Genomic DNA, 22251 nt, shown 5'->3' with positions numbered 1-22251 from the left:
GTGCAAATAGAATACACCGAAAATCAGTGGAGATTGTTTATTGAGAAAAGAAAAAGGGCTAGAGAGATACTTGAATACTTGCAGAAAAAAAGCATTAAAGGTTACGCTTATGGTTCTATAGCTAGAGGAGATGTTAAAAAATCCAGCGACATAGACATTATAGTTTTTGAATCAAATATCTTGGAATTAGATCTGATTGAAGCAGATCATAAATACATAATACAAGCTACGCCAACATCATCGCCTAAGGCTTATATTTCATTAAATCCTGAAGAAACTGAAGTAATATCTTTTCCGTTGTCTAAGCTCAAAAAAGACGAAGAAGAATTTTATTATTTCGGTGGATTAGTTAGTTTAGACGATATAATAAAGTGCATTAGAAAGCCTGGCATAAATAAGGAGTTAAAGTTGATTATACCCAATAAGAACGGACATGATGAGATTTCACTCAAGGGAAATGAAGATTATGCAGCAAGATTACTTAAAATTTCCATATCAACTATTATTGAAAGGGAAAAACTATTAATGAAGAGAGAAGATAAAGGCAGAACGGGAGTCTTTTTGAAATATGAGCTGAGTGGTAACGAAAATTTAGAGGAAGCAATAAGAGAATTAAATAGAAGTAATAAATTCTTTAGAAGGGCTTTATATGATTTCGGGTAAAATAGGAAATCTAGAATTAAAAGTAGTAGATGTAAAACAGACGCACATAAAAGAGCTTTCTTACTTTAAGTTATATTTAGGTGATAGGCTTTTAGGTAATTGCAATTACTTTTCAGGGAGAGGTTATTATCCGGACTGGTTAGAAATAGATTATTACCCATGGATCAGAGAACTGGGATTAGAAGAAGAATTTTTTAAAGTGATATATAATTTTCTATCTAAAAAAGGTAGATTATTTGTAACATATGATAAGGACAAAGAAACCTTAGAAATGATAATGAAAGGATATTCTGCAGCAGATACACCTTTAGGTTTCTCTTTACTCAAAGCAGGGTTTACTTGGTTTAAGATATGGTATTTTCCAGAAGGAGGTAATGAAGGAAGTCCTAAGATTCAAGCTAACAAACCATTAGACGAGAATACCGCAATTAAGGAATTAGAGGAATTATTAGAAGATGTTAAAAGCGAGAAAGTTAAAGAATGGATAAATGCTAAAAGGAAATCCAGAGATTTCACTATATAATAGAGATTTACCGTTAGGTTGTAAATATTGCAGATTGGGTAGTAAATTAGTTATATTTATTTCAGGAGAATGTGGAGATTCATGTTATTATTGCCCTGTAAGTGAAGAGAGATTTGGCAAAGACGTTATGTACGCTAATGAGAAGAAAGCTGAGAGCTTTCAAGATTTTATATATGAAGCGTACAAGATGAATGCCTTAGGTGCAGGAATTACAGGCGGAGATCCAGTCTTACATTTAGATAAAGTAGTAAAATTAATAGAAATACTAAAGACCGAGTTTGGAGAGGATTTTCACGTTCATCTTTATACTTCTGGGAGATATGTAAACGGTGACGTATTGTTTGCTCTCCAAAGAGCAGGATTAGACGAAATACGTTTTCATCCGGTAAGAAAGGAATATCTTAAGGCTGTAGAAAAAGCGTTAAACTTCTCTTTTGATGTAGGATTGGAGGTTCCTTCAATTCCTGGAGATGAGGAATACCTTAATTTTTTAGTAAAGTGGGCCATAGAGCATAAAGTTAAATTTATCAATGTAAACGAGTTAGAAATAACAGAAAGGAATTTTTATAATATAAATTCAAAGGGTATAACAATTTCTCATGGACTAGCAGGGGGTAAAGGAAGTTTTGACACTGCATTAAAAATTCTTGAAGCTAACGTAAATTCTAATGTTAACTTGCACTATTGTAGTTCTGTGTATAAGGACGTTGTGGAAACTAGAACTAGATTCCTTAGAACTATAAGATATTATTCTAAGCCATATGAAAAATATAGCGGAGAAGGCACTATAATAAAAGCAATAGTTAAAGTAAATGCAGATTTATCCGAATACGGTGAACGCACTGATACGGGTTTTTACGTTTCTCCTGATTTTATAGATGAAATAATATCAAAATATAATCCTGATGAAGTTAAAATTGTAGAAGAACTTCCTTATGGTTTAAGAGTTTCTGAGAAATTAATCTATTCTAAATCTAAGAATAGCTAAGATCCCTGCAAAATTTTTTACTTGGAAATAAATTGGAGAGTCTTTAGGTATTATGTGAACTTTTCCTCCAGTTTTCTCTACTTCTTCCATTATATTCTGTACTTCTTCATTCTCAGTCACCAAATCTTCTATAACTAGTAGAGAGTCAACTGCACTATAATCTGAAGCTTTTTTAGTCTCTTCAATTCCGTAAGCTATAAGACTGGAATCTTTATTTAGTAACATTAAAGCTCTGTCAAGATCTTTTTCCGATTGCGAAATTTCGTAATCTCTCATAATTTGATCTATTATATCCCTTTTTAATACTTCATTTAATCCAGACTCTGTTGCGGAAGAAACGGAATCCATGTAAACCTTTACTTTCGTATTTAAGTATTTTCTCACAATCTCCTTAAACGGACCAGGTCCAGCTATTAAAATTGCATCTATATTATTATATATATTTAGATAACTCTGAATTTCATTTACTACTTCTTTTGCATTATCTTCTATTATTCCCTCCTCCTTCGTAGGGGTTGATAGACTCTTTTCCACAAGTATTTTTATACCTTGAATCATCGGCATAGCTATTAAATATTCATCAAAGTCTACTAAAGCTATTAAAACTCTGTTTTTCTTTTCAGCTTGTTTGTAAATTCTGTCCAAGACACTTTTATTCCACTTATCTTTCACAATTATTATTTCATCTCCTATATCCAGATTTACCGTATGATGTGCACCCTTTATGCTATACTTTTCTGGTGCGTCTAGAATTATCCCATGTATTCTTAACCTTGTAGTAAAAGCTTGAAATTCCGTATATTCTACTTGTAACTCTATAATCATTGAAACTCTTCTTCCCTCGTTACCCATACTTACGTCTCTGAAAGTTCTTGCTACTACTCTATCCCCTTTATTTAAAATCATGTGCAGGGTCCATAGATCGTCTTCATCCTCTACATGGACTTTCATAGTACCTTTTTTCTCATCAAATTCCAATACTTTCATTATCCACTCTAATTTAATCATTTTGTGGTAATTATAACTGATGTGACCGAAGAAGACTTGCCGCAAATTTATGAGATAGAAGTAGAAAGCTTTGATAATCCTTACCCTTATTCATTGTTAAAGGCATACTTATACATAGCTGATGGATTATATTTAGTTGCTAAAGAAAACGGTAAAGTTCTAGGATACATAATAGGGATTATTCAATTCAAAATAAGAGGGCATATAGTTTCTATAGCAGTCAGAAAAAACTGTAGAAATAAAGGAATAGGAAAACTCCTAATTAATGAGCTAGAACGGAGATTTAAAATAGGCCATTGTACATATTCCTATTTAGAAGTTATGATGACTAACAAAGATGCTTTTTCCTTTTACATTCATAATGGGTATTTCCCATTACTTGTAAGAAAAAATTATTACGGTAGAGGAAAGCACGCATTCATAATGGTTAAGGATTTATATTCCAGAAAAGGGTTGGAGTAATTATTAATCTTTGAAAATTTATAAAGAATATATGATAGGATGTTTTTACATTTTAGACTTTTCATATGATGTAGAAGAAGGCAAACCGGTAATTTATATATGGGCTATTGATAAGGAGGGTAACAGAGTAGTTATCCTTGAAAAGAATTTTAGACCTTACTTTTATGCAATCTTGGAAGATTCTGTAGATGCCAATAGAGTTGCAGAAGATATAAAAAAATTGGGTTTATCTCAATCGCCTATAACTGATGTAAAATTAATGGAGAGGAAATATTATGGAAATCCAATAAAAGTTTTACGAATTGAAACAGTAATTCCGGCATATGTAAGAACATATAGAGATAAGGTAGGTAAGATAAGAGGAGTAAAAGAAGTAGTAGAGGCTGATATAAGATTTTACATGAGATATTCCATAGATCATGACTTAAAACCATTTAATTGGTTTAAAGCTGAAGTAGAAGAGACTCAGGATCCTAAGCTCAGGGTTAAAAAAGTCTACGAATTGAAAAAAATTATTCAAATTTATGAAGATAAACCGCCAGAGTTAAGGATAATGGCCTTTGATATAGAAGTGTATAACAAATATGGTTCTCCAAATCCAAGGAGAGACCCAGTAATAATAATCGGCGTATGGACTAATGAAGGCAGTAAACAATTTGTTATGAAGGACGATGATTTAGAAATTATTAGGGAATTCGCAAAGTTTGTTTTAGATTACGATCCGGATATAATATTAGGATATAACTCTAATGGTTTCGATTGGCCATATTTGCTTGAGAGAGTTAACAGTAGAGGAGTAAAGCTTGATATAGGCAGAAAAGTAAATTCAGAGCCTTCACAAGGAACCTATGGACATTATTCAGTAGTAGGAAGATTGAACGTTGACCTGCTAGGGTTTGCTAGCAGTGTTGCAGAAGTGAAAGTAAAGAGTTTAGATAATATCGCAGATTATTTAGGGATAGTAAAGAAGTCTGAAAGAGTCAATCTTGAATGGTATCAAATCCCAGAATACTGGTCTGATCAATCGAAAAGGGACACTCTTTTAAAATATAATATTGATGATGTAAGATCCACGTATTTACTCAAGGATGTATTCTTAACTTTTGGAGAACAATTAACAATGATTACTGGATTACCGTTAGATCAACTTTCTATGGCAAGCGTAGGTTATAGAGTAGAATGGCTTCTAATGAGGGAGGCTTACAAATTTAATGAAACAATACCAAATAGAGTTGAAAGAGAATACGAAAGCTATAAAGGAGGATTAGTGATTTCTCCAGCGCCAGGAATACATGAACATGTTTATGTGCTTGATTTTTCATCAATGTATCCCTCAATAATGATAAAATACAACATTGGTCCAGATACATTAGTTAAAGGTGACTGCGAGGACTGTTGGGTTGCTCCAGAAGTTGGGCACAAATTTAGGAAATCTCCTGACGGATTTTATAAAATGATCTTACAGAAATTAGTGGAGGAAAGAAAAGCTGTAAAATCAAGAATGAAGGAGGAAAAGGATGAATATGAGAGAAGGAGATTGGATGAGAGACAGAGGGCATTAAAAGTAATGGCTAACGCATTTTATGGTTATATGGGATGGTTAGGAGCAAGATGGTACAGTAAAGAAGGTGCAGAAGCTGTAACTGCATGGGGTAGAGAAACTATATCTTCAGTGGCTAAGCTAGTAGAAGAACGCGGATTCAGAGTAATTTATGGTGATACTGACTCGGTATTTGTAAAAGGTTCTGGAAATGTTGATTTATTAGTTACAGAAATTATGAATAAATTTGGGTTAGAAATAAAAATAGATAAAGTGTATAAGAAGATATTCTTTACAGAGAATAAGAAGCGTTATGCTGGAATTACAGAAGATGAAAAAATAGATATTGTAGGTTTTGAGGCTGTAAGAGGTGATTGGTGTGATCTTGCAAAAGATTTACAGAGGAGAGTTATAGAGAAAATATTAACGTCTGGAGTAGATGAGGCAGTGAAACTCGTAAGAGATGTAATTATGAGAATAAGGAGAAAAGAAGTGCCTATACAAGACCTAGTGATTTGGAAATCTTTAGACAAAAGCCTTGAAGAGTATGAGGTAGACGCTCCACATGTGAATGCAGCTAAGAAAGCTATGAAGGCCGGTTATATAATATTTAAGGGCAGTAAAATAGGCTATGTTATAGTAAAAGGGAACGGAAAGCTGTCTGAAAGAGCAGAGCCATACTTTATGATTAATGATATTAATAGAATTGATATTGACTATTATATAGATAAGCAAATTATACCTTCTACTATGAGAATTCTCGAGCAGTTTGGAGTAAAGGAAAGTACGTTAAAAAATACTAGCTTTGATATCTTGAACTTCTTTAAGAAGTAAGAACATCAGACATCGTGAGTATTTTAACATTATCTAAACTCTTATTTATGCCCCCTATCCTAACGCCTACTAACAGTTTAACATTTTTTGATGCAGCAAGTTCTAGTAATCTTTGCGTTATTACACCATCAAATACTATATAAGCAACTTTACTTTCGCTCATTGCCTCTAATTTAGGTATTATATCTCTTACTTGAACTTTTTCTACTTGGTTCCAGTTATCATCGAACATTATTCCCTCTAGTGTACCCGGCAGCTTCTTTATTTCTTCTAATGCTGAAGGCGGAATGGAAATTTCTACCTCTTTAGGGGGCTGTACAACTGTTACTGTCTCTTCTGGTGTTTTAACTATAATTTGAGGAACTTCTTGTTGCTTCTTTAAGTATTGCGATAGAGGAACCATATTAGATAGTGCTTTTGCTATCTCTTTTCCAGTAAGCTCTTCAACTTCTCTACCTTGAGGAGCTCTAGCTATATAATCTAATTTGACGTTAGCGCTAATCAATTCCTTAAGTATTAGGTCTCCACCATGATCTCCATCTAAAAACGCTATTACGGTATTCTTCTGTTTGCTTAGATCTATTACGCTTTGAGGTATCTTACCACTTGCACCCTCAACTGCTACAGTATTTCTATAACCATATCTTAGTAAATTGATTATATCAGCTCTTCCTTCTACAATTATTAAATTGGGATCAGTAAGAACGTCCGGTCCTGCAGGTAATCTATCCGGTCCGAATTCTGTAATTTCTCCAGTTTTAACTGCACTACTGATTTCATTAAGAACTTCTTTAATGTCAAGAGTCTTCTCTTTGCTCCAATTTGTTAATATTTCCTTGGCTCTATCAATAATTTTCTTTAATTTTTCAGCTCTAATATCTTGTATTTCCCTAAGCTCAAATTTTGCACCATAAGGCCCTATTTTTTCTACACTCTCGACCATTGATGCTATTAATGCTGTTTCTATTCTATCCAGATTTGACGGTATTTCAATAGTTCCTTTTGTCTTTCCTCCCTTAGCCTCCATTTCAACTACTATCCTTCCTAGTCTTCCCTTATCTTGCAATTCTCTTAGATCAAATTCTTCCCCAAATAAATTTTCAGTTTGTCCAAATATTGCTCCTATTACGTCTGGTTTATCAACTATTCCTTCAGTTTCAAAATATAGTTTGATTACATATTTCATGAGCTTCACCTTGAAACGTTTTTTGAAATCTTTGATACTAATTCTTCATATTCCGGAGTGTTTAACTTTTTCCTTATTGGTTCTAGTATCTCATTTAACTTTCTTGCAGTAGCCATTTTTAAGTCCATTGGGTGTAATTTACCTTCAGCGAATGCCTTCTCTAGATCTTCATAACTATTAAACTCTATGTCACCTCCGTACTTTACATCTCTTTCAATTTTTAATTTATCTATATTTGCAAATATAATATACCTATCTATTTGTAATATAGGATTAAATTCTACTACTTTACTAGGGCAATAAGCACGCATTATTTTCGCCGTAACTTCTTCTGGTGAATCGTTTATAAATATGGCATTCTCAGGTTTTGATTTGCTCATTTTTATTTCGGAAAGCAGATCATCTTCTTCAGCATTACCCATCCTTTGTCCGCCTTTCAATCCTACAAGAAGTGGAGTATGAATCGCTATCACTTTTTTTCTATGGAATTTCTCTGCTATTTCTCTAGCTAGCATGTGAGCTTTTCTTTGATCAGTACCTCCTAATGCTATGTCAACATCTAGGTAAAATATGTCGCTCACTTGCATTGCTGGGTAAAATAACTTTGACGTATCCAGTTCAGCTTCATCAGATTTCCTACCCATTATGGTTAACGCTCTTTTCATTCTAGCTAATGTGGTATTTTTAGCAACTCTAAGTACTAATTCCCAATATGCCTTGTCCTTTACCATATCCTCAGCGTCCACTACGTTAATTTTGCTTATATCCAAGCCGTAAGCAGAAAGAACGTCAATTGCATATTTTCCTGCTAACTTAATGAGCTCCATGTCTCCGTTTAGTTTATCATTTATCCACGCGTGCCAAGTTGCCATTAAAAGTGTCATTTTTACTCCTGCATTACTTAAGTCCTTCACTTTTTGTGCCCATATTAGCCATCCTACGTGGAATAGCCCACTTGGTTCGAAACCTAGATAACCGGTTAATTTCTCATTATTTTCTAGTTTCTTTTTGATATCATCTAATGTTACAATTTCTTCTACATTTCTAGTTATTAGTGAGAGCTTATCTTCCAAATAATCATCCCCAAATCTAAAAGGAAAGAAGTGAATAAAAAGTACTATTCTTCTATGAGCTCTTTCAAAAAGATTACTACAGGATGAGAATTACCTAATTTGGATTTTAAATCCTCGAAAATATAATCTATATCTAAGTCTGCGTTTAGTATTCTCTTTATTAGAATTTCAGTAAAAAGATAGGAATTTGCAACGATTTTCTCATCAATTTCATCTTCTTCATCTTCGTTCTCTTGAAGTAGTTTAAACTTTTCATTAGCAGATTGAGGTTTTAATAAAGATTTCAAGTACTCATCTACTACTTCTTCCACGCATTTCTTATCTTCACACAAAGCTAACTTGTATATACTAGGTCCATTTAACGGAGGCAAATTTGATCAGAATATAAATTGCGAATAGTGGTAAAAAAATCACTATTCTCCCATAACTTTTACACTAACAGTCCTAACTCTAGGGCCGTCAAATTCTAACAATATTATTCTTTGCCATGTTCCTAAATCCAGTTTACTTCCTTTAACTGGTACTGCTCTGGAATTTCCTATTATCGAAGAAATTATATGTGCGTGCCCGTTATTATCAATTAAGTTATGATTAAATTTTCCTTCTGGAGGAACAAGTTTCTTTGCCCATTCTAGATAATCAGTCATTAATCCTTTTTCTGCTTCATTGACTATTATTGCACATGTAGTATGCTTAACGAAAACGTAAGCAATTCCGCTCTCTATACTTTTTGCAATATTTTCAACATTTTCAGTTATATCGATACTCTCAAACCTTTCATTTGTTTTCACTTTAAATTCATTCTCGAAAATCTTCATATGAATTTTAAGTATCCAGTAAATATAAGCAATCATGGTTGATCTAGAGGGAATAGCTAGAAGGTTACCTAAGAACGAAGCAAGAAAGGAAATTATAAAATGGCTAGAATTTTATAAAGGTAAAAGAGATATCAATGAAAAAATTGCAGATAGTATAATAATCGAAGTAGAAAACTCCAAGAAATCTTCAATTTATGAGCCTACGTTGTCTGGAATAAGAGCAGGAGATGCGGGTTTAGGTTCTAGAGGAATCGGAGATCATATAATTCATGAAAAAATTCTGGAAATAGCTGGCAAAGGTGAATTCGAGGATGCAGGACTTTCTGACAATATAATAGCATCAATAGACGGAATTCATTCTAGACTATCTTATTTTCCATTTTTAGCAGGCTTTCATGTTACTAAGGCTACATTAAGAGATATAATGGTTAAAGGTGCAGAACCAATAGGAGTTATAGTAGATATTCACTTGGCAGACGACACTGATGTTTCTTATCTTCTGGATTTTGAGGCAGGAGTTACTACAGTAACTGATTTTTTAGGAATTATAGTCTTGGCAGGTAGTACGCTAAGGATAGGCGGAGATTTAGTTTTGGGAGAAAGAATAAGCGGTGGAGTAGGTGCAATTGGCAAGCTTAAGTCTAAGTTTTTCGCTAGACATAACGTTAGGGAAGGAATGAAAATAATAATGACACAAGGAAACGGAGGCGGGACTATTACTGCTACAGCAATATATTACGGATTTCCAGAAGTAGTGGAAGAAACGTTACGTTTAGACGAGTTATTAGCTTGTAAAGTTATTTCAGATAATCCTAACTTATCAGAATCGATGACTGATGTAACAAACGGTGGATTGCGAATGGATGCTATAGAGATTTCCGAGAGCAGAAAGTTGTCATTTGTAATAGACCCTGAGAAGTTCTTGCATCTTATAAATCCTAGAGTATTAAAAATGTTTGATGAATTACAAATAGATCCTTTCGGAATTTCTATTGATTCAATCTTAATATTTACTAATGAAGAGGATAAAGTTTTAGATTTGCTAGCTAGAAGCAAAATTAAGGCTGATGTGGTAGGTTACGTGAGCAGTTATAAAGATTATCCGATACTAACAGTAGATGGCAAGAAATTGGAAGCAAGATTTAGAGAAAGTCCTTATACTCCAGTTAAGAAAGTTATTGGTAATTATTCTCCTTATACAATAGATGATATTAAGGGATCCTTATCCAACGCAGTAAAGTTTTCGAAGATAAGAAAGGAAAACGTATTGAAAAATTTAAAAAGCCATTTTGCATAGAACATCCAGTCGATATTATATGTCAGAGTCATTTAAGTACATAGTTAGGCTCTTTGGTCAAGATGTAGACGGTACTATGAAAGTCCCTTATGCTTTAGCTATGGTAAAGGGCATAGGTTATAATACAGCAAGAGCTATACTAAGACAATTAGCAATAGATAAAGATAGGAGACTTGGAGAGCTTTCAGATTCAGAGTTAAAGAAAATTGAGGAAGCCTTATCAGATAAGACAATAAAAGGACTACCTTCATGGATACTTAATAGGAGGAAAGATTTCGATTCAGGATTAGATTTACATTTAGTTACATCCGAACTTATTTTCTATGCCAGGAATGATATAGAGAGAGAAAAGAAAGTTAAAAGCTGGAGAGGAGTTAGGCATGCACTGGGACTTAAGGTCAGAGGACAAAGGACAAGAACTACCGGAAGAACCGGAACAACTATAGGTGTAAAGAGAGCAAAGGCTACTCCTACTGCAGGCGGAGGCAGCACTGCACAAGCTCCAGCTTCTCAAACTAAGAAATGAGGTGAATTAAATGGGAGATCCTAGAAAAAGTAGGAAAAAGTGGGAAGGTCCAGGTTTACCTTGGATAAGAGGGCTTCTACTTCATGAACAAGAATTAATAGGAAAATATGGGCTTAGAAATAAGAAGGAAATATGGCTAGCAAGGACAGTAATAAGGAAATTTAGGCATATGGCCAGAGGTTTATTGGCATTACCACCAGCCGAAAGAATTGTAAGAGAAAAACAGTTAATATCAAAGTTATATAGAATTGGATTACTATCTTCACAAAACGCTACTGTAGATGATATTCTAGGCTTAACAGAGGAGCAATTATTAGAAAGGAGACTTCAAACAATAGTATTCAAAAAAGGCTTAGCAAAGACAATATATCAAGCTAGACAATTAATAGCACATGGCCATATCGCAATAGGCGGAAGGAGAGTAACTTCTCCAGGTTATATAGTACCTAAGGACGAGGAAGATTTAATAGATTATTACCCAACTTCTGTATTCAAGACAAGACCTCCAACTACTCAAGAGGTAACTCAAGAATCAAGTGGTGAGCAAAATGTCCAGCAGGCGTGAAATTAGGTGGGGAATAGCCCATATATACGCTTCCCAAAATAATACTATAATTTCAATAACCGACATAACAGGAGCCGAAATGATAGCTAAAGCTTCAGGCGGAATGGTAGTTAAGGCTGATAGAGAAAAGCCTTCACCTTATGCTGCAATGTTAGCGGCAAATAAGGCAGCAGGAGATGCGTTAGATAAAGGTATAATGGCAATACATATTAAGGTGAGAGCACCCGGAGGATCTGGTCCTAAAACTCCAGGTCCTGGAGCTCAACCTGCAATAAGATCTTTAGCTAGGTCAGGATTTATAATAGGAAGAATAGAGGATGTGACACCAATACCTCACGATAGCATTAGAAGGCCTGGAGGAAGAAGAGGAAGGAGAGTATAAAATGATAGATGTAATAAAAAAGGAAGGAAATTTTATTTCTATTTCTTTAGAAGGATATCCTTTAGAATTTGCTAATGCAGTAAGAAGAGCTTGTATGTTATATGTTCCAGTAATGGCCGTAGATGATGTATATATTATAGAGAATAACAGTCCACTTTATGATGAAATATTAGCACATAGGCTAGGCATGATTCCTTTTTCCTCAGATGAGGCAATAGATGCATATAGATCTCCAGATGAATGCGCTAACTGTCAAGAGAATTGTGACGGATGTTTCAGTAAGATCTATTTAGATGTTGAAGCAAAGGATTCAGAAGTTATGGTTTATTCTAGAGATATTAAATCAGATGATCCTTCAATAGTTCCAATAAGTAAGGACATTCCTATAGTATTATTAGGTAAGAGTCAAAAAGTTTCCTTAGAAGCTAAGCTAAGATTAGGCTACGGTATAGAGCATGCTAAATTTAATCCAGTTACTACTTCAGTATTAAGATATTATCCTCATGTAGAATTGAAGGATGATAGCTGTATTAAAGCTGTAGAAGTATGCCCAGAAAGAGTTTTTGCATCAAAGGACGGAAAGCTGGTGATAATAAATGAAACTTCTTGTACATTATGCGAGGAATGTTTAAGGTATTGCCAAGGAATAAAGATTTCCTCTGTGGAAAATAAGTATATTCTAGAAGTTGAAAGTGTAGGTAGTTTAAAGCCACAGAGAATTTTATTAGAGGCTGGTAAGAGTATACTTCGTAAACTTGAAGAATTGAAGAAGGTGATTTCATGACCGATAGTACAAATGTTATGATTAGAAAATTAGTTAGGAGTTTAGAAAAACAACATAAGCCGTTATGGGAAACAACAGCCGAAAAGCTTCAAACTCCAAGTAGGAAAAGATGGTATATTAATTTATATAAAATAGAAAAATATACAAAGCCAGGAGATGTTGTCATAGTACCTGGGAAAGTCTTAGGTATAGGTAATTTGACGCATGATGTGACTGTAGTAGCATTAGATTTTTCTAAGTCTGCTAAAGAAAAGATCTTGGCTACAGGCGGTAAGGTAATGAGCTTATATGATTTTGACAAGTTAGATTTAAAAGGTAAAAATGTGAGGTTGATGAAACAATGACCGAAGTTGTAATCATAAATGCAGAAAATCAAATTTTAGGTAGAATGACAACTAATGTAGTAAAATTGCTTAAGGAAGGTAAAAAAGTTGTAATCATAAATGCAGAAAAAGCAGTAATAAGCGGGACAAAAAATAGAGTAGTTGCAGGGTATAAATTATTCTTCTCACTAAGAACATTATTTAACGCAGAAAAACAAGGAGTTAGGAGACCAAGAAGTCCTATAAATATAGTAAAAAGGACTATAAGAGGTATGTTACCTAAAACACCAAAAGGTAGGGAAATGCTAAAAAGTGTTAAAGTTTACATAGGTGTTCCTCAACAGTATAAGGATAAGAATATCATAAGTTTTCCTGATGCTGGTGTAAAAAGACTTAAAGGTAAGTATATTACTGTTGGAGAATTAGCTAAAGAGATGGGGTGGAAAGTTTATGTCAGCGCAGCAAACCAGTAAAATTATAACAACTTCAGCCAGAAGAAAAATGGCAAGAGCTCAGTGTAAGCTTACTGAAGGTAAAGGAAGAGTATTTGTAAATAATGTGCCAATAGAGCTCATACCCATAGAGATGATGAGATTAAAGATAATGGAACCATTATTACTTGCTGGGGAATCATTAGCATCTAAAATAGACGCTAGGATATACACTTTTGGAGGTGGTATAATGGGGCAAGCAGACGCAGCTAGAATGGCGTTAGCTAGAGCTTTAGTAAACTTTAGTGGCAACAAAGAGCTAGAAGAGTTGTATAAGCAGTACGATAGAACAATGCTAGCAGGAGATCCAAGGGAGACAGAGTCTGAAAAGTGGATGAGATATAGTGCCAGAAGATGGAGGCAGAAGGCTTATAGGTGATATTCATGATAATCCCTGTCAGATGTTTTACGTGTGGGTCTTTAATAGCAGACAAATGGGAACCATTTATAACTAGAGTTAACGCTGGAGAAGATCCACAAAAAGTATTAGACGACCTAAGCGTTAGGAGATATTGCTGTAGAAGAATGTTATTAAGTCACGTAGATATTATAAGAGAGGTAGTTAATTATACTAGACCAATTTAAGGTGATTTAAATGGCGGAGGAAAATAAAGGAACAGAATTATCTGAGGCAGAGAAAGCGGAATTACAAAAATCAGAAAAAGGAGCAGTAATAGAATTACTAGCTCCATTAGAGAGTTATTTATCAGCAGGCGTTCATATAGGTACTCATACATGTACAAAGTATATGGAGAAATTCATTTACAGGGTAAGGCCTGAAGGTCTTTACGTCTTAGATGTTAGGAAGATCGATGAAAGGTTAAGAATAGCCGCAAAATTCCTAGCAAGATTTACACCCACTGGAATTCTAGCAGTAGCTTCAAGGCCTTACGCTTTTACTCCAGTTCAAAAGTTCGCGGAAGTAGTAGGAGGCAAATCAATAACTGGAAGATTAGTTCCAGGTACTTTAACTAACGCGTACCTTAATAGATTTATGGAACCGGAGGCTTTACTAGTATCAGACCCGAGGACAGATACTCAAGCAATAAAGGAGGCAGCAGATATGGGTATACCGGTAGTTGCTTTTGCTGATACTGATGCTAAAATAGAATACGTTGATCTAGTAATACCTGCAAATAATAAGGGAAGGAAATCTTTGGCATTACTTTATTGGATATTAGCAAGGCAAATACTTAGGGAGAGGAAACAAATACCTATGGATGCAGACATACCAGTAAAGGTTGAGGAATTTGAGGTGAAGCTAGTTCAATGAAAAGATTACCGGCAGTAGCAGGCGCATTTTATGAATCAGATCCTCAAGAATTAAAAGATAGAATTATTTGGTCTTTTACTCATCCAGTAGGTCCAGGCAAATTGCCTGAAGTACCAAAGGAAAAAGGTAAGAGAGATAACATATTTTTTATCGTTCCTCACGCGGGTTATATTTATAGTGGCCCCGTAGCCGCTCATTCTTATTATTATTTAGCTTCTGAAGGTAAGCCAGACGTTGTGATAATCTTAGGTCCTAATCATACGGGTTATGGTTCTTACGTTTCTTTATGGAATAAAGGCTGTTGGGAAACTCCTTTAGGTGACGTTAAGATAGACGAAGAAATGTCAATGGAGCTTGTTAAGTATAGTGAAGTTATTGACATAGACGAGGAAGCACACCTTTACGAACATTCTGTTGAAGTTCAGTTGCCTTTCTTACAATTTTTCTTTGGTTCAGAAATAAAAATAATTCCTATAGTTGTGCTTTATCAAACTCCTGAGATAGCCGAATACATAGCTGAGGGGATATATAGGTTGATGCAGAAGCACCCTGAAAAGGATATAGTAGTTTTAGCCAGTAGCGATATGAATCATTATGATCCTTATGATATTACCTATAAAAAAGATGAAATGGCAATAGAAAAAATAGAGAAACTAGATTATAAAGGTCTTTACGACGTAGTTGAGAATAAAGATGTGACAATGTGTGGTTATACTCCAGTAATGGTTTCCATGATATTAGCTAAGAAGTTTAATAAAAAGCCTTATATTTTGAAGCATGCGACTTCCGGCGATACTTCTGGAGATAAGTCATCAGTAGTGGGATATCTTGCAGCAAGATTTGGAAGTTAAAGTTCCGTTTTGTTATTCTGGTCTTCCGTTAGAGGTAAATAATCCTGTTTTAATTAATTTTGCGATAGTTAAAATAAAAGAGGTAAAAAGGAAACCAAGGATAGATAAATTCCTAGATTATTTCCGTGAAGCTACAGGTTTCTCTTGTAATATTGAATATGATATAGAAGGAAATTTACCTTTCTCTTCCTATTATATTTATGTTACAAGAAGGCTTGTAGAGCTTGCAGTAAGTGAGTGCGAAATTCCTATGAATGAAAAGGACATTAACGAAACTTTAGAAATGATAGATGATGCAATGTTTGACTCCAGGTTAATAAGAGCTTTAAGAAAAGCTCAAGAACTAAGCTTAGCAATACTTTATCGCGATGGAGAAGATCCTGTTCCTCTTGGAGAAAAAGATATTAGAATAAATTTACTTACTAGTTTTCCTTTGCCCAAGCCTAGATTTTTGGAGAGTTCATTAATACATTTAGCAGGAATTTTACCTGTAGAGATTTCTAAAAATCCAGACTTAATGCATTTTGAGAATGGTTTATGGAGTTCCCTTTATGGCTTGTCATATCCCATGAATAATAACTGGAAGTGGATATGGGACTTAAATTGGGCAACACTTATAGAATTATCAAGTTAGGCGGAAGCCTAATAACAAATAAAAATATGCCTTACTCTTTTAACGAAGTCACAGTTAAGAGAATTGCAAGGGAAGTTAAGCAATTTTATCCTTTAATTATCATACATGGCGGAGGCAGTTTTGGGCATTATGAAGCTTCAAGAGGAGATAAAATAAGGACTGTAATCGCTATGCAGGAATTGAACCTCAAGATCTCGAAAATATTTTATGACGAAGAAGTTAACGTATTTCCTCTGCCAGGAAGATTCTTTTCTGTAGATATAGTTAAAAGATATTTAAACGAGGGCTTAGTACCACTAATTTATGGTGATATTACTGAATCTGGAAAAATAATCTCAGGAGATGATATTGCTGTTTTGCTAGGTAAGGCTTTCAATGCTAGAGTTCTTTTTGCTAGCGATGTAGATGGAGTTTTTATTAATGGAAAAGTTGCAAGAGAAGTTAATTCTTCGCTGATAGACGAGCTTTCTTCTTCAAAGTTTGATGTTACTGGCGGTATGAAATCTAAAATTCAGAAAATTTTAGAGAATTGTATAGAAGCCTTAATATTTAACGGTAAGATTGAAGGCAATATATTTAAGGCATTACAAGGAAAGGATATAGGAACTATTGTAAGGTGTAAAAATGATAACAAATAGAAAGTTAGAGCACGTTGAAATTTGTCTTTATGAAGACGTTGAAGGTTTTACTTCAACATTATTTGAAGATGTAGTTTTGGTGCATCAAGCAATGCCGTGCATTTCATTTAATGAAATAAACACTACTGTTAAGTTCCTTAATAAAGAGATATCCGCACCGTTAATAGTAACAGGAATGACAGGAGGCAATGAAGCTTTAGGTAAGATTAATGCGACAATAGCAGAAGTAGTAGAAGAACTAAGACTGGGAATGGGTGTAGGAAGTCAAAGAATTGCGATAGAAAGACCAGAAGCTAAAGAGAGCTTTAAAGTAGTCAGAGAAAAAGCTCCTACAGCCCCTATTATAGCAAACATAGGAGCCCCTCAATTAGCTAAAGGTTATGGACTAAAGGAACTAAAAGAGGCTGTGAGCATGATAGAGGCAGATGCAATAGCTGTCCATTTAAATCCTGCACAAGAATTATTCCAACCTGAAGGCGAGCCTGAGTACCCTAGAGATATCCTAGTTAAACTTAAGGATATTTCGAAAGAGTTAGGAGTACCGATAATAGTAAAGGAAACCGGAACTGGTATTTCTATGGAGACCGCAACAAGATTTAAGGAAATAGGAATAAAGTATTTTGACGTTTCTGGACAGGGAGGAACTAGCTGGATTGCTGTAGAAATGGTAAGAGATAGAAGAAAGAATAACTGGAAAAAGGAGAGTGCAGAACTTTTTGCAGGATGGGGAATCCCTACCGCAGCCTCAATAATAGAAACAAGGTTTTCTGTTCCTGACGCATTTATAATAGGAAGCGGAGGAATGAGAAACGGCCTCCAAGTAGCTAAAGCCATAGCATTAGGCGCGGACATTGCAGGAATGGCTAGCCCAATTTTAAAGAGTGCTGTAGAAGGAAAGGATTCATTAGTTTCATTCTTTGATAAGGTAATTTTTGAACTTAAGGCGGCTATGATGTTGACTGGAGCTAAAAATGTGGAAGAGCTGAAGAAAGTTCCTATAGTTGTTTGGAAGGAATTAAGAGAATGGATTGAAAGCAGAGGGATAAGTTTATCTACATATGAGAAATTAAGAAAAAGAGAATAATGGAGATAGATAAGTATTTTGACGAGATAATTAAAAGTGTAAACGAGGAAATAGAAAAATATATAAAAGGTGAACCTAAGGAACTTTATGATTCTTCAATATACCTTTTAAGGGCTGGCGGTAAGAGACTTAGGCCTCTCATAACTGTTGCATCTTCAGATTTATTCTCTGGAGAAAGAAAAAGAGCATATAAAGCAGCAGCCGCAGTAGAGATACTTCATAATTTTACTTTAATTCATGACGATATAATGGACGAGGATACGCTTAGAAGGGGTATGCCAACAGTTCACGTAAAATGGGGAGTTCCTATGGCAATCCTTGCAGGAGATTTACTTCATGCTAAGGCTTTTGAAGTGCTATCAGAAGCATTAGAAGGACTGGATTCAAGCAGGTTTTACATGGGTTTATCAGAATTCTCAAAATCTGTAATAATAATTGCTGAAGGCCAAGCAATGGACATGGAATTTGAGAACAGACAAGACGTAACAGAAGAGGAATATCTGGATATGATAAAAAGAAAAACCGCGCAGCTGTTTTCATGCTCGTCCTTTTTAGGGGGTTTGGTTGCAAATGCTGAGAACAGAGATCTTGAATTACTTAAGGAATTCGGACTTAACTTAGGTATCGCTTTTCAAATAATTGATGATATTTTAGGATTAACTGCAGATGAAAAAGAGCTTGGTAAACCGATCTACAGCGACGTTAGAGAAGGTAAAAAGACTATATTAATAATAAAGGCATTGACTTCAGCCTCTGAGGAAGAAAGGAGAATAATAATGGAAGGACTTGGTTCCAAAGATCAAGAAAAAATAGTTAAATCCGCAGAAACTGTAAAGGCTCTCTCATTGGATTATGCGTATAATGTAGCGGAAAAATATTACGAAAAATCGATGAATGCGCTATCATCAATAAGAGGTAATGATATACCTGGAAAGGCTTTAAAATACCTCGCTGAGTTTACAATTAAAAGGCGAAAATAGTGTTACCTATTTGTGCGTTAATAGCTTTTATTGTAACTTTTCTTGTAACTAGGTGGGTAATTCGTGTAGCAAAAGAGAGGAAAATTGTAGGAAAAGACATTAATAAAGTAAATAGACCGGAAATTCCTTCTTTAGGCGGTATAGCAGTAGTTGCAGGATTTGTCTCAGGAACTTTTGTACTTTTGATACAGGATCCTAACTATGAAAGAATAATATCTTCAATTTTGATTTCTTCCTTATTAATAGCCTTTCTAGGTCTAATGGATGATTTTTTAAATCTTAGACAAGCTATTAGAGCTTTTACGCCAGTCTTTGCAGCAGTACCTTTAGCTGTTTTCAGTGTAGGGCATTCTGCAATATCTATACCTTTTTTGGGAGTAATAAATCTAGGAATATTCTATTACGTGTTAGTTATTCCTGCAGCACTTACAATCTCGTCTAATGCTTTTAACATGCTTGAAGGTCTAAACGGGTTAGGAACAGGGTTGGGGATAATAATGGCAGCAGCTTTAGCCTTTATAGGTTTAACAAGGACTGGAAATATCTTTGTTGCGGGAGAAGAAGCATTGATTTTGTTCTCTTCACTCTTAGCTTTCCTTTATTATAATAAATATCCGGCAAAAATTTTCATAGGAAATATAGGAACGTATTTTATAGGCTCAGTAATAGGTTCTATAGGAATAGCAGGATATATGTATACTGCGTTAGCAGTACTGTACTTACCTTATGTTGCAGAGTTCATACTAAAGGCAAGGACTAGATTTAAGGGAGTATCGTTTGGTAAGGTTAATGAAGACGGAACATTATATTGGAACGATAAACCTAATTCATTAACTCATGTAATAATGAAAATGGGAAGATTTAAGGAGTATCAAGTTGTTGCAATGATTTGGGGTATAGAAGTTATATTTGCTATGCTTGCTGTCTATTTACAGACCACAGTAATAGTAGTGTGAAAAATTTTTTAGTTAAACAATCCATTTTAAAAATGGGGCTGTAGTCTAGCTAGGGCTAGGATGCCAGGCTTGGGCCCTGGTGGTCGCGGGTTCAAATCCCGCCAGCCCCACTGTGGGGCACATCCCCACACCCCTACTGCTAATATAAAATTCCACTATCTTATCTAAGGGACCTATGTAAGTTTCCTTTACGTGGTTGTCTTTGTCCTTCTCTATGGAGTAAACATAATACTTCTTCCCTCTCTGACGTATCTTATATTGCCCGGCTGAGAAAACTCTATAACCCATATTTTAAATCTGTATACCTTATTTAATGTTCTCAACAAATAATATACTTATGAGAATTGTTGAGGATGAGTACGGGAATATGTTCTTAGTTATTGAGAATAAGGAGGACTTAGAGAAGTTTAAAGAAGACGTTTTGAGGAGGATTAGAGAGAAGGCTAATGCCCGTAAACCTTCTTATGAGACCCAACCGCCCAAATGAAAACTACACAATTTTTTGAGTCTATACTGTAAAGTATTCTTATATCGTCTGTAACTTCTATTGAATACATATTATTATCGTATATGTCCCTCCCTAATTTTTCCCTAGCATATTTAAAAGGGGTCAGTTTCGCTCAATTCTATTTTCTCGAAAATAAGCATCGCGGCCTTATCATTATATCTATCAGCAACAAAATCTACAGCTCTTGATAACTTTTAACTTTCCTCATTAAAAATCTCACTTCTCACAAACCATGATAAAGGAAATAGAAAACGTATTTAAAAATCTTTCTCTTTTCATTTAATATCTCATCAGTAATAATAGTTGTAATTATAATGATTATAAGATGATTATCTCTACTTCTTCTAGCATTTTATCATTGGATATGTCAATTTTCTTCCCTCTTTTCCATGCAATTGTTTTATATAAGTGAAAGTTGAACACTTTTTATTCCAACGTCCCTAAAGCTCATGTAACAAAAACCGTTACGTCAAATTTCTATGCATGAAAAATTCCTTTCAATTGAACATAAAGAAGGGCTCAGGCCGGGATTTGAACCCGGGACCACTGGGTCCACAGCCCAGCGCTCTCCCTAGCTGAGCTACCTGAGCCAAAACATCATTATACTTTAGATTTAATAAACTCTTCTCTTACTATATCTAACAATTTCCTTGATATAATTGTTTTATAGCTTTTAGGAATTTTGATAATATTATTGTCAGTAATTGCGATTACCTCGTTATATTCTGATGAAAAGCCTATATCCCTTCTTTTAACGTTATTAGCAACTATAATATTAAATCCGTGCCTTTCTTTCTTTATTTTTGCCTTCTCTATAAGTTCGTCATCATTATTTACTGTTTCTGCTGAGAAACCTACTACGAAAGCTTTTCCTCTAATATACTCAGAAATTTTAGGAGTTTTTTCTAACTCTATGCTGGGTACTTCAGTGTGACTGTCTATTTTCTCTCCTCTTATCACCTTGAATTTATAATCTGCAGGAGCTCCTGCTAATATTACAATTCTAAAGTCTTTTTCGGTCAAGTTCACAACGTTTTTCAGCATATCTTCAGTACTTTCAACTTCTATTGTGGGTGAATAAGGAGAAAGACGAGAGCTTAAAGGACCGTGGACTAGAACTACGTCTGCGCCTCTAAAATAAGCTTCGTTAGCTATTGCTACTCCCATTGTCCCACTACTTGGGTTTGATATAAACCTTACGGGATCCATGTACTCTCTTGTGGGTCCTGCAGTAACAACTATCTTGAAACCTTTAAGGTCCTTCTCCCTTAGGAGGTAAGATGTAACTCTTGACGCTAAGTACTCTAATTCCGGATAGTGAGCTAAATTGCTGACTATCTTAGGTTCTACAATTTCTACTCCTTCACTCCTTAAAATCTCTAAAGCCTTTTGAAGTTGGGGAGAATCCCACATCTGTAAATGCATTGCAGGGACTAGAATAACCTTTTTATTCAATTGGATAAAATTTATTGCAGTTAAAACTAAATTGTTATCAGTAATACCGTAAGCTAATTTGTTTATGATATTCATAGTGGATGGAGCTATTATCATTGAGTCGAATTCTTCAGCCAACTGAACATGCTCTAGTTTTCCTCCTATTTTTACTACTGTCTTATTTCCTGTAGCCCAACTGAACATTTCTGGAGAAATTAGATTTGCAGCAGAAGGCGTCATCATTACTTTTACCTCTGCTCCTCTTCTCATTAGTTCCCTCGCAAAATCCAAGGATTTATATAAGGAAACGCTGGCCGAAACTCCTAATAGTATCTTCTTTCCTTTTAATTCATCACTAATTACACCTATTATTCTCTTTGATGGATGAATCATAAAGAGGTTCAAACATGTATATAAACTTCCTAATAAA

The 22251-nt window shown here is 34.7% G+C and carries 28 protein-coding genes, 2 tRNA genes and 1 pseudogene; 23 read left to right on the top strand and 8 right to left on the bottom strand.

The annotated features are described in order from the left end of the window. Genes HS5_RS10220 through HS5_RS10210 form a run of 3 tightly spaced genes read left to right on the top strand, consistent with a single transcriptional unit; the run spans position 1 to position 2174 of the window. A complete protein-coding gene (locus HS5_RS10220; protein ID WP_236751294.1) occupies positions 1–663 on the top strand; it encodes a nucleotidyltransferase domain-containing protein in 663 nt (220 codons plus the stop codon). Next, positions 650–1186, top strand: a complete 537-nt coding sequence (locus tag HS5_RS10215; protein WP_236751293.1) for a DUF1122 family protein — start codon at positions 650–652, stop codon at positions 1184–1186. The genes HS5_RS10220 and HS5_RS10215 overlap by 14 nt, the downstream gene beginning before the upstream one ends. After that, positions 1152–2174: a radical SAM protein gene (locus HS5_RS10210; protein ID WP_236751292.1), complete on the top strand. Its 1023-nt coding sequence runs from the start codon at positions 1152–1154 to the stop codon at positions 2172–2174. Before HS5_RS10215 ends, HS5_RS10210 begins: the two co-directional genes overlap by 35 nt. On the opposite strand, the gene HS5_RS10205 is transcribed toward HS5_RS10210, so the two are convergent. Then, entirely contained in the window at positions 2145–3161 is a 1017-nt protein-coding gene (locus HS5_RS10205; RefSeq protein ID WP_236753539.1) for an mRNA surveillance protein pelota, read from the bottom strand. The genes HS5_RS10210 and HS5_RS10205 overlap by 30 nt on opposite strands. A gap of 24 nt (positions 3162–3185) precedes the next feature. Between HS5_RS10205 and rimI the strand changes: the two genes are divergently transcribed. Next, positions 3186–3644, top strand: coding sequence for a ribosomal protein S18-alanine N-acetyltransferase (gene rimI / locus HS5_RS10200; RefSeq protein WP_236751291.1), 459 nt, complete (start codon positions 3186–3188; stop codon positions 3642–3644). A gap of 31 nt (positions 3645–3675) precedes the next feature. Further along, positions 3676–6018, top strand: coding sequence for a DNA polymerase II (locus tag HS5_RS10195; protein ID WP_236751290.1), 2343 nt, complete (start codon positions 3676–3678; stop codon positions 6016–6018). Here HS5_RS10195 and dnaG read toward each other — a convergent pair. From dnaG to HS5_RS10175, 4 genes are read right to left on the bottom strand one after another with little or no spacing between them, the layout of a single operon-like run. Further along, positions 6008–7204 (bottom strand): DNA primase DnaG, encoded by a 1197-nt coding sequence (dnaG, locus tag HS5_RS10190; protein WP_236751289.1) that lies wholly within the window; start codon positions 7202–7204, stop codon positions 6008–6010. The genes HS5_RS10195 and dnaG overlap by 11 nt on opposite strands. Before the next feature lie 5 nt (positions 7205–7209). Further along, positions 7210–8277 (bottom strand): tyrosine--tRNA ligase, encoded by a 1068-nt coding sequence (locus tag HS5_RS10185; RefSeq protein ID WP_236751288.1) that lies wholly within the window; start codon positions 8275–8277, stop codon positions 7210–7212. A 44-nt stretch (positions 8278–8321) separates the two neighbouring features. Continuing rightward, entirely contained in the window at positions 8322–8648 is a 327-nt protein-coding gene (locus HS5_RS10180) for a hypothetical protein (RefSeq protein ID WP_236751287.1), read from the bottom strand. A 42-nt stretch (positions 8649–8690) separates the two neighbouring features. Then, on the bottom strand, positions 8691–9095 hold the full coding sequence (locus HS5_RS10175) for a secondary thiamine-phosphate synthase enzyme YjbQ (protein WP_236751286.1): 405 nt from the start codon (positions 9093–9095) through the stop codon (positions 8691–8693). Positions 9096–9129: 34 nt separating this feature from the next. Here HS5_RS10175 and HS5_RS10170 point away from each other — a divergent pair, with 34 nt between their 5' ends. The 17 genes from HS5_RS10170 (at position 9130) to HS5_RS10090 (ending at position 19989) form a co-directional block, all read left to right on the top strand. Continuing rightward, entirely contained in the window at positions 9130–10392 is a 1263-nt protein-coding gene (locus HS5_RS10170; protein WP_236751285.1) for an AIR synthase-related protein, read from the top strand. Between the two features lie 19 nt (positions 10393–10411). Further along, positions 10412–10918 (top strand): 30S ribosomal protein S13, encoded by a 507-nt coding sequence (locus tag HS5_RS10165; protein ID WP_236751284.1) that lies wholly within the window; start codon positions 10412–10414, stop codon positions 10916–10918. A 10-nt stretch (positions 10919–10928) separates the two neighbouring features. Continuing rightward, positions 10929–11483, top strand: a complete 555-nt coding sequence (locus HS5_RS10160; protein WP_236751283.1) for a 30S ribosomal protein S4 — start codon at positions 10929–10931, stop codon at positions 11481–11483. After that, positions 11467–11865 (top strand): 30S ribosomal protein S11, encoded by a 399-nt coding sequence (locus tag HS5_RS10155; RefSeq protein WP_236751282.1) that lies wholly within the window; start codon positions 11467–11469, stop codon positions 11863–11865. Before HS5_RS10160 ends, HS5_RS10155 begins: the two co-directional genes overlap by 17 nt. Before the next feature lies 1 nt (position 11866). Continuing rightward, the gene (locus tag HS5_RS10150) at positions 11867–12649 is read left to right on the top strand and encodes a DNA-directed RNA polymerase subunit D (RefSeq protein ID WP_236751281.1); all 783 of its coding nucleotides are present in this window, start codon (positions 11867–11869) and stop codon (positions 12647–12649) included. After that, positions 12646–12993, top strand: a complete 348-nt coding sequence (locus HS5_RS10145) for a 50S ribosomal protein L18e (protein ID WP_236751280.1) — start codon at positions 12646–12648, stop codon at positions 12991–12993. Before HS5_RS10150 ends, HS5_RS10145 begins: the two co-directional genes overlap by 4 nt. Next, the gene (locus HS5_RS10140) at positions 12990–13445 is read left to right on the top strand and encodes a 50S ribosomal protein L13 (protein WP_236751279.1); all 456 of its coding nucleotides are present in this window, start codon (positions 12990–12992) and stop codon (positions 13443–13445) included. Before HS5_RS10145 ends, HS5_RS10140 begins: the two co-directional genes overlap by 4 nt. Continuing rightward, entirely contained in the window at positions 13423–13842 is a 420-nt protein-coding gene (locus HS5_RS10135) for a 30S ribosomal protein S9 (RefSeq protein ID WP_236751278.1), read from the top strand. The genes HS5_RS10140 and HS5_RS10135 overlap by 23 nt, the downstream gene beginning before the upstream one ends. Before the next feature lie 5 nt (positions 13843–13847). Then, entirely contained in the window at positions 13848–14048 is a 201-nt protein-coding gene (locus HS5_RS10130; protein ID WP_236751277.1) for a DNA-directed RNA polymerase subunit N, read from the top strand. A 10-nt stretch (positions 14049–14058) separates the two neighbouring features. Beyond that, positions 14059–14736, top strand: coding sequence for a 30S ribosomal protein S2 (rpsB, locus tag HS5_RS10125; protein ID WP_236751276.1), 678 nt, complete (start codon positions 14059–14061; stop codon positions 14734–14736). Further along, complete coding sequence (amrB, locus tag HS5_RS10120; protein WP_236751275.1) at positions 14733–15587, top strand: AmmeMemoRadiSam system protein B; 855 nt, start codon at positions 14733–14735, stop codon at positions 15585–15587. The genes rpsB and amrB overlap by 4 nt, the downstream gene beginning before the upstream one ends. After that, a complete protein-coding gene (locus tag HS5_RS10115; protein WP_236751274.1) occupies positions 15565–16221 on the top strand; it encodes a hypothetical protein in 657 nt (218 codons plus the stop codon). The genes amrB and HS5_RS10115 overlap by 23 nt, the downstream gene beginning before the upstream one ends. Next, positions 16179–16859 carry an isopentenyl phosphate kinase gene (locus HS5_RS10110; RefSeq protein WP_236751273.1) on the top strand — a complete coding sequence of 227 codons (681 nt, stop codon included), beginning with the start codon at positions 16179–16181 and terminating at the stop codon, positions 16857–16859. Before HS5_RS10115 ends, HS5_RS10110 begins: the two co-directional genes overlap by 43 nt. Further along, entirely contained in the window at positions 16846–17943 is a 1098-nt protein-coding gene (gene fni, locus HS5_RS10105) for a type 2 isopentenyl-diphosphate Delta-isomerase (RefSeq protein ID WP_236751272.1), read from the top strand. Before HS5_RS10110 ends, fni begins: the two co-directional genes overlap by 14 nt. Then, complete coding sequence (gene gds / locus HS5_RS10100; RefSeq protein ID WP_236751271.1) at positions 17943–18923, top strand: geranylgeranyl diphosphate synthase; 981 nt, start codon at positions 17943–17945, stop codon at positions 18921–18923. The genes fni and gds overlap by 1 nt, the downstream gene beginning before the upstream one ends. Continuing rightward, positions 18920–19879, top strand: a complete 960-nt coding sequence (locus tag HS5_RS10095; protein ID WP_236753538.1) for a glycosyltransferase 4 family protein — start codon at positions 18920–18922, stop codon at positions 19877–19879. Before gds ends, HS5_RS10095 begins: the two co-directional genes overlap by 4 nt. A 34-nt stretch (positions 19880–19913) precedes the next feature. Then, positions 19914–19989: transfer RNA gene (locus HS5_RS10090), tRNA-Pro, on the top strand. Between the two features lie 28 nt (positions 19990–20017). Here the strand turns inward: HS5_RS10090 and HS5_RS10085 are convergent. Beyond that, positions 20018–20167: pseudogene (locus tag HS5_RS10085) on the bottom strand (putative integrase); the annotation flags it as partial. A 49-nt stretch (positions 20168–20216) separates the two neighbouring features. On the opposite strand from HS5_RS10085, the gene HS5_RS10080 reads away from it, so the two are divergent. Beyond that, positions 20217–20366: a hypothetical protein gene (locus tag HS5_RS10080; protein ID WP_236751270.1), complete on the top strand. Its 150-nt coding sequence runs from the start codon at positions 20217–20219 to the stop codon at positions 20364–20366. A gap of 537 nt (positions 20367–20903) precedes the next feature. Here HS5_RS10080 and HS5_RS10075 read toward each other — a convergent pair. Both HS5_RS10075 and coaBC read right to left on the bottom strand, forming a co-directional pair. After that, a tRNA-His gene (locus HS5_RS10075) sits at positions 20904–20977 on the bottom strand. A gap of 10 nt (positions 20978–20987) precedes the next feature. After that, entirely contained in the window at positions 20988–22226 is a 1239-nt protein-coding gene (gene coaBC / locus HS5_RS10070; protein ID WP_236751269.1) for a bifunctional phosphopantothenoylcysteine decarboxylase/phosphopantothenate--cysteine ligase CoaBC, read from the bottom strand. Positions 22227–22251: the final 25 nt, after the last annotated feature.

The organism is Acidianus sp. HS-5, from assembly GCF_021655615.1.
In the GTDB taxonomy this organism is placed as follows: Archaea; Thermoproteota; Thermoprotei_A; order Sulfolobales; family Sulfolobaceae; genus Acidianus.
The sequence above is the reverse complement of the archived record's forward strand: the minus strand, read 5'-3'. Positions and strand labels throughout refer to the sequence as shown.